This is a genomic window from Paenibacillus sp. CFBP13512, assembly GCF_005233705.1.
Taxonomy (GTDB): Bacteria; Bacillota; Bacilli; order Paenibacillales; family Paenibacillaceae; genus Saccharibacillus; species Saccharibacillus nuruki.
The window spans coordinates 57,952-74,816 of sequence record NZ_QGAD01000007.1; the positions used below are offsets into that span (position 1 = coordinate 57,952).

Genomic DNA, 16,865 nt, shown 5'->3' on the forward strand with positions numbered 1-16,865 from the left:
TGCTAGGATGCAGGTGGAAGGGGACTCATAGATTTATGTTTAGAAAGAATCGTAATCAATTTGCAAGTTATGGTCGTACACGGAAGAGAAGTCGTGCAGGGACGATCGGTAAAGTATTACTCGTGATTCTGATTGTACTTGTGATTGCGGCAGGTGCAGCAGCATGGTATGTATTTACACCTTATACACCTAGCAGTCAGGCTCAACAAGCTCTGGTCTCAGGAACAGATAAGATATCCGTTCAAGACACAGAAGACTGGATTGCTTTTAGCAATACCAAACCTAAAGGAAATAGCGTTATTTTTTATCCAGGGGCACGGGTAAAGCCAGAAGCATATAGCTTACTTGCTCATGATCTAGCGAAAAATGGACACACCGTATATATTATGAAATTACCGTTCAATTTTGCATTTTTCAAAACGGATGCAGCGCAAGCAGTGATTGATCGTCATCCAGATGAGAAATTTGTTATTGGAGGTCATTCATTAGGTGGAGTCTTTGCTGCTCGTTATGCAGCTAGTCATTTAGATCATATTGCAGGTGTATTCTTCTTAGCTTCTTATCCAGAGCAAAAAGGAAGTCTACAGCAAACCGATATTCCTGTATTATCGATCACCGCTTCTAATGATGGTTTGCTCAAAAAAGATACGTATGAAGCAGCACGAGCTTTTTTACCAAAACAAACGGTTTATTATAGTATCGAAGGCGGTAATCATGGTCAATTTGGTAGCTATGGTGAACAAAAGAATGATCTTCCTGCTCAAATCGACGCCGATGAACAACGTAAACAGACGGTGAATACGATTCTAGGGTGGATGAAAGAAATTCCGGCTACAAAGGCTTCTACTAAAAAATAAATGATTTGCTAGCTACGTATATCGTATGTATACATTATAAATATAGGTTAGATCACAGTCGCTAAAGGAGTACATGTCAATGGTGCTTTTACAAATAGGTACACAGCAAATACGCTGTGATGCTGTTTTATTTGATAAAGATGGGACATTGTTTGATTTTATGCAGTTATGGGGATCATGGGCGGAGCATATGCTTCAACAGATCGAACAGTATTTGCAATCAATTGGTCATACCTTTACCGGAGATCGTGAACATGTATTTGGAACTCGTTACGATGCTCAAGGTCTATTGAATGACTATGATCGTCTAGGTCCATTGGCAATGGCTTCTGTAGAAGAATCGACAGCGATACTGGCATGGCAATTGTATGCTGCGGGAACACCGTGGGATCAAGCTATTGCTCGTATTCGTCAGTTCAGTGAGCTTGCTATGCAATCTATCGAAAAGGAACGTCCGGTGCAACCATTGCCCGGACTGCTTCCATTTCTAGAACAATGTGTATCTGCACAGCTTCCACTGGCAGTCGTAACAGCCGATTGGACATCTGAAGCGTTAAAGCATCTACGTTGGAGTGAATTGGATTCTTACTTTGATTATGTGATCGGTAGTGATCAAGCCCAGCAGAGTAAGCCAGCACCGGATCTAGTGTACTTAGCCTGTGAACAACTAGGCATATCGCCTGCTCATATTGTGTTAATCGGAGACAGCAATGCAGATATGCAAATGGGCAAACATGCCAATGTCGCCTGTTGTGTCGGTATCAGTTCTTCTGTAACATCTGCAAAGACCGAATTACCGGATGCAGATCTAGTGATTACTCATTACGATCAGCTTCGTATTATCAAATGATAGATTGTAAACTTACGCTTTTACTTTATAGATAAAGACTCAATAGAGAGGAGCATCATTATGGATAAAATCGAACAGTTAACTACATGGTTACAACAATCGCAACGTATTGTGTTTTTCGGTGGAGCAGGCACATCAACCGAAAGTGGTATTCCTGATTTTCGCTCGGCACAAGGATTGTATAGTGAAAATGGTAAAAGAGGATATTCGCCTGAAGAAATGTTAAGTCGTTCTTTTTTTGAAAAAGAAACGGAATTGTTTTTTGAATTTTATCGCAGTAAGTTGATCCATCCACAAGCTAAGCCTAATCCAGTGCACAATGTATTAGCCCTTTTGGAAAAGCAAGGTAAATTATTGTCTATCATTACGCAAAATATAGATGGTCTGCATCAGATGGCAGGTAATCAGAAAGTGTTAGAATTGCATGGTTCGATTCATCGGAATTACTGTACGACATGCAGACATTCTTATACATTAGACGATGTACTGGCTCAATCAGGAGTCCCGCGTTGTCCGATTGATCAAGGTGTCATCCGACCGGATGTGGTGTTGTATGGAGAATCCTTAGATCAAGATGTACTTGAGCAAACGGTAGAAGTATTATCACAAGCAGACCTATTATTAATTGGAGGTACATCGCTTACAGTCTATCCAGCAGCCGGATTGGTTTCTTATTTCCGTGGTCAACATACGGTACTGCTCAATGCTTCACCGACAGGTCATGATCGTCATGCTGATTTACTGATTACAGATCCGATGGGTAGTGTGATGGAGCAAGTACAACAACGTCTTTAATCAAATAAAAGTAACATGAATTTATTTGCATAATGGTAACGCTTACGCTATGATTTGTGAGATGTAAATATATCTATTTTGCTTGAAGAAGGGTAGGGATTTATTGTGGTCTATGTAGCTTCAGAAAAGCGTTATGAAGAGATGAAGTATAATCGTAGTGGTCGTTCAGGTTTGAAACTGCCAGCGATTTCACTAGGATTATGGCATAATTTTGGTGGAATTAATGTGTATGAGAACAGTCGTGAGATGATCACACGTTCTTTTGATATAGGTATTACGCATTTTGACTTAGCTAACAATTATGGCCCACCCGCAGGTTCAGCAGAAGAAACATTCGGACAAGTGTTGAAGCAAGATCTTGCTGCTTATCGGGATGAGATGATTATCTCGACCAAAGCAGGTTATTATATGTGGCCAGGTCCGTATGGCGAATGGGGTTCTCGCAAAAACTTGTTATCCAGTCTTGATCAGAGTCTGAAACGGATGAATGTCGATTATGTTGATATTTTCTACTCTCACCGCTTTGATCCAGAGACTCCGCTTGAAGAAACGATGATGGCATTAGATTATGCTGTACGTTCAGGTAAAGCTTTATATGCAGGAATATCTAGTTATTCCGCAGAACAGACACGGGAAGCGGCATCCATTTTGAAACAATTGGGCACACCACTTACGATTCACCAGCCTAATTATTCTATGGTCAATCGCTGGATTGAAGATGGATTGCAAGATGTGCTTGAAGAAACAGGAACAGGTAGTATTGCGTTCTGTCCACTTGCACAAGGACTACTGACTAGCAAATATTTGAACGGTGTACCAGAAGATTCACGTGCAGCTGGTTCTTCTGTCTTTTTAAGTGAAGATTCGATTACACCGGAAAGTATTCGTAAAGTACAAGCTCTGAATGAAGTCGCTTCAGAGCGCGGACAAAGTCTAGCTCAATTAGCATTAGCATGGGTATTACGTGGTGGTAAATTAACGTCTGCGCTTATCGGTGCTAGTCGTGTTTCTCAGATTGAAGAGAATGTAGCTGCGCTGAACAATCTTGATTTTACGCAAGCTGAATTGGATCGTATTGAGTCGATTTGCAAACAGACGAATCTAAGTAAGCTGTAATAATAGCAGAATACAATCAGTATTCTTCATTTTTAAGTCGAAAGGTTTTAGAGCGTGGTTACGTTCTAAAACCTTTTTGCTTTATATTCTTAACCCCTCTGTGCAAAACAAAGATAGCCAATACAATCAGTATCATTCCCATCCAAGCAGGGGCTGTATGACCTAGTAAAATATAAATTTGCCCTCCAATAAGTGGCCCGATCATTCTAGCCAAAGCTTGGATCGATTGGCTTCCTCCTTGAACTCTGCCTTGTTCGCTTGCATCTACAGATTTGGAAAGCATACCGTTAAATGCAGGTCCGAAGAGCGAATCACCACAACCAAATACAAACATTCCTGCGATAAAAAGAGGATAATAAGTGAATCCAATCGACACAGCAATAAGTCCATAACCGATAATTTCAGCCATCATTCCCAGTGTAGCGATTTGTTGATCACTGTATTTTTTCAGAAGTTGAGGCATGATTAGACCCTGAGCAATAATATCTTGAACACCCAGAATCGAAAACATTAGCCCAATCAATACCGGTTTCCACTGAAATGTATCTATCGTCAATTGAGAAAAAATGGCTTGTAAAGATCCATTCGGAATCCAGAGTAAAAAAGCAGCTATTAATAATCGACTCAAGTATTTCGTAGACAAGAGACTAGCCAGTTGAGCAAAAGGATTTAACTTTTGAAAGGTCATCTGTGATTGTCTATGTTGCTCTGCAAGACTTTCTGGCATAAAAAAGTATCCATACAACATATTCAATAATGTGATAACAGCTCCAAAATATAAAGGAAATGTGTAATCAAATTTGGCAAGTATTCCGCCTAATGTGGGACCAATTACTGTAGCTACACCTACAATAGCGCCTAACCAGCCAAAATATTTGGTGCGTTGTTGAGGCGGAATAATATCTGCAAAGTAAGCAAAGATCGTACTGATACTTCCACCTGTTATCCCTTCAATGATACGCCCAACGAACAATACCCATAATGCTCCTCCAATGCCGAAAATCAAATACCCGACAGCTGAACCGAATAGACATAATAATAGTATAGGACGACGACCATATTTATCACTTAATGCTCCAAGTACAGGGGCGGCTAGAAATACACAAAGAGCATATACAGACATTAATAGCGTAACCATAATCGCCTGATCTGCTGAAGAATGAACATAAGGTTGAACTAAAAAAGGAACAACAGGCGCTATAATACTGAACCCAATGCCGCAAAGAAAGACAGAGATTAATCCAAAGCGTAAAGCGTGTTTATTTACCTGTGGTTCGGGATGTTGTGAATCATGGGGTGTTAATGTAGACAAAAGTCATCTCTCCTTATTTTCATATTGATTCCTAGGAAACAAATTTATCATATTATCATTTTGTTTCCTTGTCAACAAAAATAAAAATACAAAAAAGACAACTCACTTATGATCAAGAGTAGTTGTCTGAGCTCTATCTTATTGTTTGATCATCGATCGGTTTATTCAGACTTTGGATCATGATCTAACTTTTTAATTTCATCATCCAAATGATTACTGTATTTTTCTATAAAACGAAGCATATTTTCAAATTGTTCATCAGTTACTTGTTCAAATACAACTTGATCTCGTTTTTCAAATTCTTGGTGCAATTGCTCATGCATATGTTGGATTTGGATTCCTTGTTCTGTAAGTTTGAAATAAATTTCTTTTTTATTATCAGGTTTCTGATAGCTTTCGATCAGTTGTTTGTCGATCAGTTTTTTAGTGATTTTGCTTATCGCACCTCTGGTCATATACAGTGATTCTGACATCTTGGTTACATTTGCATCGGTATGGTGCCCAATATATTCGATACAGTGTACTTCAGAAGGTTTATAATCAGTAAGGCTACTTTCCATTTTGAGCTTATTCAACCAGACTAGTTTACTAAATAAATCTCGGAAATGGGTAAGTACCTGTTCTTTTTTATTCATCTTTTAGTTCCTCCTCCGATTATGATAGTGATCCAGACTACATTTCAATATTAGTGATGTTTGTATTGATGAACAGAAGCACGATATCCGGTAGGCGATACTTGATAAAACCGTTTGAACTGTTTAGAAAAATAAAGAGCATCAGTTAAGCCAACAGAAGCTGCAATCTGCTGGGTAGACAACTCGGGACGTTCTCTCAACAATTGACGTGCTTTATCTATACGTAATTTGAGCAGATACGTGATGGGTGTCATACCTGTTTCTTTTTTGAAAATGCGGGACATATATGCTCGATTATACCCGAGACTGTTACACATATCTTCGATCGATACAGGATGCGCATACTGACTGGACATATAATGAATCATTTGTTTAACGATACGGCGGGTCATTGATTGAGTTCCAGGCAATACAGATTGTTGTATCATCAAGTCACTGATCTCCGATAGAATCAGATGCAGATACCCGAGTGCAGCTAGATCAGAACTTTCTTTTTGACTGGCAAATGACACAAGTAATTGTTCTAAATACGTACCGATACGTTCTTGCTCACCTGTCCGAGCAATAGGAGAATGAAGTGTAAAACCAACCTTTTCAATCATTGTCGCTGCTTCCTGTCCAGCAAAAGCAATCCAGCGATAATGCCAGGGTTGCTGTTGATCGGAAATATAGCTAACCAATTGCCCAGGATGAATCAGAAATAAATCACCTTGAGATAAACGGTAGGCTCGCTCCTCGGTGATAAATTGACCGTGTCCGCTCTCAATATAATGGAGCAGATAATAATCATATATTTTGGGACCAATACGGTGATCAGGTGATGTCTGACTTTCACCAGCAAACAATACATACAAAGCTCCTTGGTCATGAAAAATAGGATTAGGTGAAACTTGATACGTTTTGGCATTTGTCATCACTATGCACTCCTTATTGTGAAGTTTATTGCCGAAGTCACATTTGTCCATATAGATCACACATCTATTCATTACATCTTATGATATTCATATAGTATACTTAGTTCAAGCCAAACATTACATCATATCTAAATATGATAGTAAATAAAGGCGAAAATCATATGTGTTTTCACATATACTAGCATGTAAATAGTACTGATCTAGTATATAAATAACTAACAATGTTTAACATCAGGTCACATCGATACTGCTTAAGATTATGGTTTTATGTTGAAGTAGCGACTTTTTTAGACATGGATTGATTTGGCACATGTTCTGTTTATATACTCTTCACAAAAGAGAGTTACACTAGATAACATCATATATACTACTATTAGGAGGCGAATAAAATGGCAATATTAGTCACAGGTGGAGCAGGTTATATCGGATCACATACAGTAGCTGATTTATTAGAACGTGGAGAAGAAGTAGTGGTGATTGATAACTTATTAACAGGTCATCAAGAAGCACTTCTAGGTGGCAAATTCTATGAAGGTGATCTACGAGATAAAGAATTGTTAACTCGCATTTTTGCTGAAAATGATATTACAGCAGTAATTCATTTCGCAGCAAGTTCACTGGTTGGTGAAAGTATGCAGAATCCTTTCAAATATTATGATAACAATGTCTATGGTGCAATGTGTCTACTGGATGCGATGCAACAAGCAGGCGTGAAAAAAATCGTATTTTCTTCAACAGCAGCAACTTATGGTGAACCGGAAAAAGTACCGATTGAAGAAAGTGATCGTACAGAACCTGCTAACGTATATGGCGAGACAAAGTTAATGATGGAACGCATGATGAACTGGTTCGATAAAGTACATGGTATTCGTTATGTAGCTTTACGTTACTTTAATGCAGCAGGTGCACATACAAGTGGCAAAATTGGAGAAGATCACCGTCCAGAATCACATTTGATCCCGTTGGTATTACAGACAGCATTAGGTCAACGTGAATTTATCTCGGTCTTTGGTGAAGATTATCCGACAGAAGATGGTACATGTGTACGTGATTATATTCATGTCAGCGATCTAGCAGATGCGCATATCAAATCTGTAGAGTATCTGAACAATGAAGGTGCAAGTAATGTATTCAATCTAGGTAACGGTCAAGGATTCTCTGTAAAACAAGTGATTGAGACCGCAGTCAAAGTCACAGGACGCGATATTCCGGTCAAATTCGAAGCACGTCGTAGTGGTGATCCAGCAGTCTTGGTGGCTTCTTCGGATAAAGCACGCTTTGTACTTGGATGGAAGCCTTCTTACAATCAATTAGAAGATATTATTAGTGGTGCATGGCAATGGCACGAATCTCATCCACAAGGATATGGTAACCATGAGTAATCCAGTAGAACGTACAGCTGAACAAAATAGCGCATTACTTGCAATCGATGAACTGATTAAGTTTGCTTTTGATAAAGGATTAATTAAAGGAGCCGATATCGATTACGGACGAAATCTATTGTTAAAACAATTCCATTTCGATGAACCTTATAATCCAGATGTACCGGCAATTCATATGGTCGCTCAGGGACAAGCAGCGGCTGAACCACAAGTGATGTTGGATACATTGATTGATTATGCACATAGCATCGGATTATTGGTTGAAAATACAGATACGTACCGGGACTTAATGGATGCAGAGATTATGGGATTATTGATGGCACGTCCATCAGAAGTCACTGGAGATTTCTTTGATACGTTAGATCGGGAAGGTATTGAATCTGCAACAAGTGAATTTTATCAGTTATCGATCAATTCCAATTATATTCGGATGGATCGTGTCTCCAAAAATGTATACTGGAAGCAACCAAGTGCATACGGAGAAATGGAAATAACGATTAATCTGTCCAAACCTGAGAAGTCGTCAGCTGAAATTGCTTTGGCTAAATTAATGCCACCACCATCGTATCCTAAATGTCAGTTGTGTCGTGAAAATGTAGGTTATGCAGGACGTATTAATCATCCAGCCCGCCAAAATCTACGTGTTATTCCGCTTCAACTGAACGGAGAATCGTGGTTGTTCCAGTATTCACCTTATGTGTATTACAATGAGCACTGTATCGTATTCCATCATGATCATGTACCGATGAAATTAACAAAAGATACATTCCGTCGTTTGCTTGATTTTGTCGATGAATTCCCGCATTATTTCTTGGGATCGAATGCAGATTTGCCTATCGTAGGCGGCTCGATTCTGACACATGATCATTTCCAGGGTGGACGACATACGTTCCCGATTGAACGAGCTACTGTGGAAGAAGTATATGGTCATAATGTTCATGATGATATTACATTAGAACTGGTAAATTGGCCGATGTCTGTCGTGCGTTTGCGTGCGAATAATTCATCTTTATTGTTGAACTCCGCGAACGAGATCTATGAAGCATGGAAATCCTATAGCGATGCCGAAGTTGATATTTTAGCGTCAACGATTCAAAATGGAGAACCTGTTCGTCACAATACAGTGACACCGATTGTTCGTCGTCGTGATGGTCAATATGAAATCGATCTTGTATTGCGTAACAATCGTACGAATGAACAGTATCCAGATGGGATTTTCCATCCTCATCCGGAGATGCACCATTTGAAGCGCGAAAATATCGGTCTGATCGAAGTCATGGGATTAGCTATTTTACCAGGTCGTCTCAAAGAAGAATTGGATCAGATTGCTTCGATTCTAACAGGAGATATCGCTTTGCTGGATATGATTAGACAACAACCGAATCATCCATTAGCGATTCACTTGCTTTGGATTGAGCATCTGGTTGAAGCATACGGTAATGATCTAGATCATGATCAAGCCACGTTAACGATTCAAAATGAAGTCGGTACCAAATTTGCTGAAATTCTTGAACATGCAGGCGTATATAAACGCAATGATCAAGGTCGTAAAGCATTCCGCCGCTTTGTTACACGAATGAATTATCATCTGAAAAGCTAAATAGGATGCTAGTCAATCTACTATCTCTGGGTAATGATAAGAGATAGTGGATTTTTTTATAAAAATTTGGGTAAATATAATTGTGCGAAACCAATGTTAAAAGCAGTTTGATCGGGAAACTTTGTTTTTAGCTGTATAAGGTATATAATTGTAAAGGGCTGAGGAACAGTAACTTACTTATAACTTATTACAGCAGATATCCTACAGTTTATATTTTGGATATACACTTATATCGAATAGAGAAGTATCACTTCATCTATGAATCGTTTTATTCCAAGGAGGAATTTTCCAATGAAATCATTTGAATTTTATAATCCAACCCGTCTTATTTTCGGTAAAGGTCAACTTGAAAAGTTGAAAAGAGAAGTAGGTAACTACGGTAAAAATGTATTGCTTGTCTATGGTGGAGGTAGTATCAAACGTGCAGGTCTATACGACAAAGTGATCGGTTATTTGAATGAAGCAGGAGCTAACGTTACAGAACTTGCTGGTGTAGAACCGAATCCGCGTTTGTCTACTGTACACAAAGGTGTAGATTTGTGTAAAACGAATAACATCGACTTGATTCTTGCAGTTGGTGGCGGTAGTGTACTTGACTGCGCCAAAGCGATTGCTGTTGGTGCAAAATATGATGGCGACATGTGGGACTTTGCACAACGCAAAGCAGCTCCTACCGATGCATTGCCATTAGGTACAGTATTAACAATGGCAGCAACAGGTTCAGAAATGAACAGTGGTTCTGTGATCACTAATACCGAAACACAAGAAAAATTAGGTTGGGGTAGTGCATATTCATTCCCGGCATTCTCTATTCTTGATCCTGAGAACACCTATTCATTGCCTAAAGATCAAACGGTATATGGTGTTGTAGATATGATGTCTCACGTATTGGAACATTATTTCCATGCTGAAGAAAATACAGATATTCAAGACGGATTCTGTGAATCTATTCTACGTGGTGTTATTGATGCAGGACCTAAATTAATCAATGATTTGCAAAACTTTGAATTACGTTCAACAGTGATGTATGCAGGTACAATGGCATTAAACGGTGTTGTTAATATGGGTTACAACGGAGACTGGGCAACTCATAATATTGAGCATGCGGTATCTGCTGTATACGATATTCCTCACGGTGGTGGACTTGCGATCTTATTCCCGAACTGGATGCAACATAATTTACATGTGAATCCTGCTCGTTTTGCTAAATTAGCCGTTAATGTATTCAATGTAGATCCAACAGGTAAGAGCGATGAAGAAGTGGCTAATGAAGGTATTCAAGCATTACGTGACTTCTGGACATCAATTGATGCACCTAGCCGCCTAGCAGACTACGAAATTGACGATAGTCAAATCGATGTTATGGTAGACAAAGCGATGAAATTCGGCGCATTCGGTAACTTTAACAAATTAGAAGCAGAAGATGTGCGTAAAATTTACAGCATGTCTCTATAATTTATCTATTTTTGAATACAATCAATAAATATATAAGCTGCTTATTCCTGTCAGTAATGATAAGGAATAGGCAGCTTTTTTTGTCTATATCGTAAAAAATTGAAACTTTACTTACCATCAATACGTAAATATAGGTATAACGCCAAAAAAATGGTGGATTAAAGCAGAATATCGCTTTTTTTCGCTAAATAGAAGAAAGGAGCGAACAGAAATGGAAACGCTATTTTGGATTTGCTTAATCACTGGTGCACTTTATGCATTGTTCAGTCTGTTATTTGGTGACTTGCTTGGTGATGCACTAGGTGGGATAGACTTTCCAGGGTTTGATCTGTTTAAGCCTGTTATTTTGGCAGCAACCGTTACATTGTTCGGTGGAGCAGGGATCATGTTAGTGCGTTACAGTTCGTTCGCTCCTGTAGCTGTTGTACTGCTTGCATTATTGATTGCTGTTGTCGGAGGAATGCTTGTATTTTTTGTATATGTCAAACCGATGGAAAATAGTGAGGTTTCAAACAGTTACTCCATTCAAGAAATGATTGGTCGTATTGGAGAAGTCACAATACCTGTTCCACAAGTAGGATACGGTGAAGTGATGATTAAGCTTACAGGTGGCAACACGTTACATATTGCATACAGTTTTGATCGTTGTGCACTCGCCGCCGGTATGCGGGTAGTGATCGTAGAAGAACAAGAAGGAACATTAGGTGTGTCTTTATTAGAAGATTCCATATGATTGGCGTTAGAACAGAAGCAGTATAACAGCTTTTTGAAAAGGTAGCCTAAATCAGACCAAAAGGGGCGAGACGTATGGCATTTTTGAATGAGATGATTATTGTACCTGCGATTGTGATTGTAGTCTTGATCGTACTCGGAATCACATTCTGGGCAAGGTACAAAACAGTGAGTACAGACGAAGCAATGGTTGTCACAGGTTCTTTTCTGGGCAGTCGTAATATTTCAGATGATGGAGCAGGGCGCAAGATTAAGATTGTACGTGGTGGCGGCGCATTTATTTTACCTATTTTTCAGAAATCAGAATTTCTGTCGTTATTATCGCACAAACTGGATGTAACAACGCCCGAAGTGTATACAGAGCAAGGCGTACCGGTACTTGCAGATGGTGTAGCTATTATTAAAATTGGTAGTTCGGTTGAAGATGTAGCGACAGCGGCTGAACAATTTATGGGCAAGCCTATTCAAGCATTACAAGCAGAAGCTCAAGAAGTGTTAGAAGGTCATCTACGTTCGATTATGGGTTCGATGACTGTAGAAGAAGTCTATCGTAATCGCGACCGATTTGCGCAAGAAGTACAAAGTGTAGCTGCGCGTGATCTGAAAAAGATGGGTCTACAAATTGTTTCTTTTACAATCAAAGATATACGCGATAAGCATGGATACCTTGAATCACTGGGTAAACCTCGAATCGCCGCTGTCAAAAGAGATGCAGAAATTGCTGAAGCTGAAGCGGTTAGAGATTCTCGGGTGCAGAAAGCATTGGCAGAAGAAGCCGGACAAAAAGCAGAATTACTTCGCGATACCAATATCGCTGAAGCTTCCAAAGAAAAAGAATTAAAAGTAGCTTCGTTTAAAAAAGATCAAGATACAGCAAGAGCCGAAGCCGATCAGGCGTATCATATTCAAGAAGCCAAAGCTAAGCAGATTATGATGGAAGAACAGATGAAGATTGAACTGGTTCGTAAAGAACGAGAGATTGATTTACAAGAACGAGAAATTACAGTACGTGAGAAATACTATGATGCAGAAGTAAAAAAGAAAGCCGAAGCCGATCGTTTCTCTGTAGAACAAGCAGCCGAAGCTGAAAAAGCTCGTAAAATGCGTCAAGCCGAGGCGCATCAATATTCAATCGAGACCGAAGCCAAAGCGTCTGCGGAGCAACAACGTCTAGCCGGACAAGCGGAAGCCGATGCTGAACGTGCTAAAGGTACAGCGGAAGCTGAAGTGATTCGTTTACGTGGTCTTGCTGAAGCCGAAGCGAAGCAGAAATTAGCAGAAGCATTCCAAAATTATGGACAAGCCGCAATCCTTGATCTAGTTGCCAAAATGCTACCTGAATTAGCAGGTAAAATTGCAGAACCAATAAGTGCGATTGATAAATTGACCGTCGTAGACACAGGTAAAGGCGAAGGTGGCGGAGCAACACGAGTGAGTAACTATGTAACTGAACTGATGGCTACAGCTCCAGAAATGCTGAAAAGTGTCTCGGGACTGGACATTGAAGAATTAATCAAAGGGTTTGCAGGTGGCAGATCACAGCAAGTTGGTAATAGCGTTTCTGAGACTAGATCTGATATAGCTACAAATAAATATTCACAGACAGCAGACTCTTCTGAATCGGTATTATCTCTTCCAACTCAAGATGCAAATGATCAAGATCATACAACAACATCTACAGGAATAGGAATTTCCAGCGAACAAGAACGATAATGGAAAATTTATATGTAACAATCATGCTATAAAGCAAATCTGTTTACAATGACATCAAGACGACAAGTCCTTGCTCAATAAGGATTTGTCGTCTTCTTTATCTAGTTAGCTAGCAGTTCAATTGTATTGACTAGAAGGTGAATTTTTGGTAACTTTACGGGATGAAGGTGATCGTAAAAGGGGTGCAAATGTGAGCAGCCTACTTGTGGCTAAAGTGCTGAATAATAACGTTATTATCGCTGATCATCCTCAGTATGAAGAAGTTGTGGTGATTGGCAAAGGAATCGGCTTTAATCGTAAAGCGCGTGACGTGATTCCTTTAGATGTTGTCGAGAAGATGTTTATTTTAACCAATCAGCAAGAACAGGAACAATATAAGCAGCTCGCTGTTCAGATTGACGAGCGGATTATCGAAGTCATTAACGAAATCATTTATTATATTAATTCGGAAAGTAAGACTCCACTGAATGAACATATTCATATTGCCTTAACCGATCATATTGCATTTGCGATTAAGCGTGCCGAGCAAGGGATGACGATTCAGAATCCTTTTTTGTATGAGACACGAGAAATGTATCCATTAGAATATAAATTAGCTGCTCATGCATTAGAAATCATTCATGACAAGCTAGGTGTAGCTTTGGAAGAAGATGAGATTGGTTTTGTGGCGCTCCATATATATAGTGCATTGACTGATCAGCATATCACAGCGATCAAGGCGGATTCTCGTCTAATTGCCGATATGGTCAAAGTTATCGAAGATAGCCTCAAAATATCAATTACTGGTGATACTTTAGATTATTCTCGTTTGCTTACTCATTTGCGATTTGCGATTGAACGTATACGTAGAGGTGAAAAAGTAGCGGCTACTCATCGCTTAGAAGAAATGCTTAAAATGGAATATCCTGAAGTGTATTCGCTATCTTGGAAATTAACAAAGATGATGGAGAAACGATTACGCCGACCCGTCTACAAAGCCGAAGTAAGCTACCTAACCATGCATTTACAACGGTTTGTCGAGAAGCGTGAAGAAGAAGAAGAAAGTACGCAACAATAGATTCAAAATCGATTAAATCTTTTTTATTGAAAAGGCTTGCAGATTTAAAAAGTGGGTGCTATAATTCAGAACGTAATCAACAAATGAATAGCGGATTTTTTAACGTGTTACTGATTCGATCAGGCATGAGTTAACAAAGTATTTGATGTAAGGCTGTAAGCACACAGGGGTAGTCTATCCTTATGTACCGAGATCCTTATCCTATCAGATACGTTGTTCACTCGTGCCTTTTTTTGTGGCTTTCCGCCTTAATTTGTTGAAGCAACAATATATTATTTATACTATTCGAGGGGAAGTGGCGGTATTGTTTAGACGTCTGTTTGGCGTTTTGCAAAAAGTAGGTAGAGCATTGATGCTTCCAGTGGCAATCTTGCCAGCAGCAGGTTTATTGCTTGGTTTTGGTAACATGCTCGTTAACCCTGACTTTTTGCAGTATATTCCTGCATTAAATGCACACTGGGTTCAAATTACAGCGACTGTAATGATGAACTCCGGACAAATTGTTTTTGATAACTTATCCTTGCTCTTTGCCGTCGGGGTAGCCGTCGGTCTTGCTGGAGGAGAAGGGGTAGCCGGGCTCGCAGCCATTATCGGTTATCTAATCATGAACGTAACGATGGGTACAGTTATGGGTGTTACATCTGCTATGGTTGGTAAAGGCGACTATTCAGTAGCTTCTGTACTTGGTATTCCTACATTACAAACAGGCGTATTCGGCGGTATTATTGTCGGTATTCTAGCCGCATCGATGTATAAACGTTTCTTCCGTATTGAATTACCTTCTTATCTTGGTTTCTTTGCGGGTAAACGTTTTGTACCGATTATGACAGCTATTACTTCTTTGCTTTTGGGTCTAGTGATGGTTCTGATCTGGCCTCCAATTCAAACATTTTTAAACACTGTTTCTCACAGTATGGTTGAATCGAACCCTACATTAACAGCATTTATTTTCGGTGTAATTGAACGTTCATTGATTCCTTTCGGTCTACATCATATCTTCTACTCACCATTCTGGTATGAATTCGGTGAATATGTAAACAAAGCAGGACAATATGTACGTGGTGACCAAAAAATCTTTATGGCGCAACTTCGTGATGGTGTTCCATTTACAGCAGGTACATTTATGACTGGTAAATTCCCGTTCATGATGTTTGGTCTTCCAGCTGCTGCACTTGCGATCTACCATGAATCCAAACCACAACATAAAAAATATGTTGCAGGTATCATGGGTTCTGCCGCATTGACTTCTTTCTTAACAGGTATTACTGAACCGCTTGAATTCTCATTCTTGTTCGTAGCACCAGTATTGTTCGGTATTCATGCAATCTTCGCTGGTCTTTCTTTCATGACGATGCAGATTCTAGGCGTTAAAATTGGTATGACTTTCTCAGGTGGTCTGATTGACTTTGTATTGTTCGGCGTTATTCCTAACCGTACTGCATGGTGGGATGTTATCATCGTCGGTCTAGTCTTAGCAGTCATCTACTACTTCGGATTCCGTTTTGCGATTCGCAAATTTAACTTGAAAACACCAGGTCGTGAAGATACGCCAGCAGGTGATGATAGTGCAGTAAGCAGTGGTGGTAATAGCAAAGATGAATTGCCACATAACATTCTTGAAGCATTTGGTGGACAAGAGAATATTTCAAGTCTAGATGCTTGTATTACTCGTCTACGTATTCAAGTTAAAGAACCTAAAAACGTAAATAAAGATCGTTTGAAATCTTTAGGCGCTTCCGGTGTCCTAGAAGTGGGTAATAATGTCCAAGCGATTTTCGGAACACGTTCCGATACGATCAAATCGCAAATGCAAGATATTATTGCAGGACGTACACCAAGACCTACACCAGTCACTGTAGATTCGGTTCCAGCAGAAGGAACAGCAGAGAATCAAGTGAACATTTTGGCAGAAGAAGTAATCGTTGCTCCTGCTGATGGTGAGTTGATGAATATTAGTGAAGTACCAGATCCTGTATTTTCACAAAAAATGACAGGTGATGGATTCGCAGTATTACCAACCAATGGCACCATTTGTTCACCGGTGAATGGTAAAGTATTTAACGTATTCCCTAGTAAACATGCGATCGGTATTATGTCTGAAGCCGGTAAAGAAATTCTTGTGCATGTAGGCGTAAATACGGTTAAATTGAAAGGTCAAGGCTTCACTGTATTGGTTGCAGAAGGCGATGATGTTATGGCTGGACAACCGATCCTTGAAGTGGATCTGGAGTATGTAAAAGCAAATGCACCATCGATCATTACTCCGATCATTTTCTCAAACTTACCAGAAGGTGCTACCGTAACATTGCACAAAACAGGTAATGTAAAAACAGGAGAAGGCAATATCGTTACCATCAAGTAATAGCGTTCATTTCGACTTTTGCAATGAATCTCAAAAAAATATAAAATAACAGACTATACGTACTTGTAAATAAACAGTGCGATAA

Annotated in this window: 14 protein-coding genes; 11 read left to right on the top strand and 3 right to left on the bottom strand. The window is 39.5% G+C overall.

Going from position 1 to position 16,865, the window contains the following annotated elements:
- Positions 1-35 precede the first annotated feature (35 nt).
- The 4 genes from PaeCFBP13512_RS11995 (at position 36) to mgrA (ending at position 3,618) form a co-directional block, all read left to right on the top strand.
- Positions 36-857, top strand: a complete 822-nt coding sequence (locus PaeCFBP13512_RS11995) for an alpha/beta fold hydrolase (protein ID WP_137223306.1) — start codon at positions 36-38, stop codon at positions 855-857.
- Between the two features lie 79 nt (positions 858-936).
- Complete coding sequence (locus tag PaeCFBP13512_RS12000) at positions 937-1,707, top strand: HAD family hydrolase (RefSeq protein WP_161594260.1); 771 nt, start codon at positions 937-939, stop codon at positions 1,705-1,707.
- A gap of 60 nt (positions 1,708-1,767) precedes the next feature.
- The gene (locus tag PaeCFBP13512_RS12005; RefSeq protein ID WP_137223310.1) at positions 1,768-2,502 is read left to right on the top strand and encodes an NAD-dependent protein deacylase; all 735 of its coding nucleotides are present in this window, start codon (positions 1,768-1,770) and stop codon (positions 2,500-2,502) included.
- A gap of 105 nt (positions 2,503-2,607) precedes the next feature.
- On the top strand, positions 2,608-3,618 hold the full coding sequence (mgrA, locus tag PaeCFBP13512_RS12010) for an L-glyceraldehyde 3-phosphate reductase (RefSeq protein ID WP_137223312.1): 1,011 nt from the start codon (positions 2,608-2,610) through the stop codon (positions 3,616-3,618).
- A 58-nt stretch (positions 3,619-3,676) separates the two neighbouring features.
- Here the strand turns inward: mgrA and PaeCFBP13512_RS12015 are convergent, their stop codons facing one another.
- The 3 genes from PaeCFBP13512_RS12015 to PaeCFBP13512_RS12025 all read right to left on the bottom strand — a co-directional run bounded on the left by PaeCFBP13512_RS12015 (position 3,677) and on the right by PaeCFBP13512_RS12025 (position 6,482).
- The gene (locus tag PaeCFBP13512_RS12015; protein WP_137223314.1) at positions 3,677-4,930 is read right to left on the bottom strand and encodes an MFS transporter; all 1,254 of its coding nucleotides are present in this window, start codon (positions 4,928-4,930) and stop codon (positions 3,677-3,679) included.
- 161 nt (positions 4,931-5,091) lie between these two features.
- Positions 5,092-5,565 carry a MarR family transcriptional regulator gene (locus PaeCFBP13512_RS12020; protein WP_137223316.1) on the bottom strand — a complete coding sequence of 158 codons (474 nt, stop codon included), beginning with the start codon at positions 5,563-5,565 and terminating at the stop codon, positions 5,092-5,094.
- A 50-nt stretch (positions 5,566-5,615) separates the two neighbouring features.
- Positions 5,616-6,482 (bottom strand): AraC family transcriptional regulator, encoded by an 867-nt coding sequence (locus tag PaeCFBP13512_RS12025; protein ID WP_137223318.1) that lies wholly within the window; start codon positions 6,480-6,482, stop codon positions 5,616-5,618.
- Positions 6,483-6,868: 386 nt separating this feature from the next.
- Here PaeCFBP13512_RS12025 and galE point away from each other — a divergent pair, with 386 nt between their 5' ends.
- The 7 genes from galE to ptsG all read left to right on the top strand — a co-directional run bounded on the left by galE (position 6,869) and on the right by ptsG (position 16,780).
- Positions 6,869-7,861 (top strand): UDP-glucose 4-epimerase GalE, encoded by a 993-nt coding sequence (gene galE / locus PaeCFBP13512_RS12030; protein ID WP_137223320.1) that lies wholly within the window; start codon positions 6,869-6,871, stop codon positions 7,859-7,861.
- The gene (locus PaeCFBP13512_RS12035) at positions 7,854-9,461 is read left to right on the top strand and encodes a UDP-glucose--hexose-1-phosphate uridylyltransferase (protein WP_137223322.1); all 1,608 of its coding nucleotides are present in this window, start codon (positions 7,854-7,856) and stop codon (positions 9,459-9,461) included. Before galE ends, PaeCFBP13512_RS12035 begins: the two co-directional genes overlap by 8 nt.
- Before the next feature lie 291 nt (positions 9,462-9,752).
- Positions 9,753-10,916, top strand: a complete 1,164-nt coding sequence (locus PaeCFBP13512_RS12040; RefSeq protein WP_069329210.1) for an iron-containing alcohol dehydrogenase — start codon at positions 9,753-9,755, stop codon at positions 10,914-10,916.
- Between the two features lie 211 nt (positions 10,917-11,127).
- Positions 11,128-11,649, top strand: a complete 522-nt coding sequence (locus PaeCFBP13512_RS12045; protein ID WP_137223324.1) for a protease — start codon at positions 11,128-11,130, stop codon at positions 11,647-11,649.
- A 74-nt stretch (positions 11,650-11,723) separates the two neighbouring features.
- Positions 11,724-13,361, top strand: a complete 1,638-nt coding sequence (locus tag PaeCFBP13512_RS12050) for a flotillin family protein (RefSeq protein WP_137223326.1) — start codon at positions 11,724-11,726, stop codon at positions 13,359-13,361.
- A 190-nt stretch (positions 13,362-13,551) separates the two neighbouring features.
- Positions 13,552-14,418: a glucose PTS transporter transcription antiterminator GlcT gene (gene glcT / locus PaeCFBP13512_RS12055; RefSeq protein ID WP_069329276.1), complete on the top strand. Its 867-nt coding sequence runs from the start codon at positions 13,552-13,554 to the stop codon at positions 14,416-14,418.
- A gap of 304 nt (positions 14,419-14,722) precedes the next feature.
- Positions 14,723-16,780: a glucose-specific PTS transporter subunit IIBC gene (ptsG, locus tag PaeCFBP13512_RS12060; RefSeq protein ID WP_137223526.1), complete on the top strand. Its 2,058-nt coding sequence runs from the start codon at positions 14,723-14,725 to the stop codon at positions 16,778-16,780.
- Positions 16,781-16,865 lie beyond the last annotated feature (85 nt).

Bases quoted from the DNA above. Each gene is read 5' to 3' on its own strand.
- PaeCFBP13512_RS11995 (WP_137223306.1), top strand. From the start codon at position 36: ATGTTTAGAAAGAATCGTAATCAATTTGCAAGTTATGGTCGTACACGG.
- PaeCFBP13512_RS12000 (WP_161594260.1), top strand. From the start codon at position 937: ATGGTGCTTTTACAAATAGGTACACAGCAAATACGCTGTGATGCTGTT.
- PaeCFBP13512_RS12005 (WP_137223310.1), top strand. From the start codon at position 1,768: ATGGATAAAATCGAACAGTTAACTACATGGTTACAACAATCGCAACGT.
- PaeCFBP13512_RS12020 (WP_137223316.1), bottom strand. From the start codon at position 5,565: ATGAATAAAAAAGAACAGGTACTTACCCATTTCCGAGATTTATTTAGT.
- galE (WP_137223320.1), top strand. From the start codon at position 6,869: ATGGCAATATTAGTCACAGGTGGAGCAGGTTATATCGGATCACATACA.
- PaeCFBP13512_RS12035 (WP_137223322.1), top strand. From the start codon at position 7,854: ATGAGTAATCCAGTAGAACGTACAGCTGAACAAAATAGCGCATTACTT.
- PaeCFBP13512_RS12040 (WP_069329210.1), top strand. From the start codon at position 9,753: ATGAAATCATTTGAATTTTATAATCCAACCCGTCTTATTTTCGGTAAA.
- PaeCFBP13512_RS12045 (WP_137223324.1), top strand. From the start codon at position 11,128: ATGGAAACGCTATTTTGGATTTGCTTAATCACTGGTGCACTTTATGCA.
- PaeCFBP13512_RS12050 (WP_137223326.1), top strand. From the start codon at position 11,724: ATGGCATTTTTGAATGAGATGATTATTGTACCTGCGATTGTGATTGTA.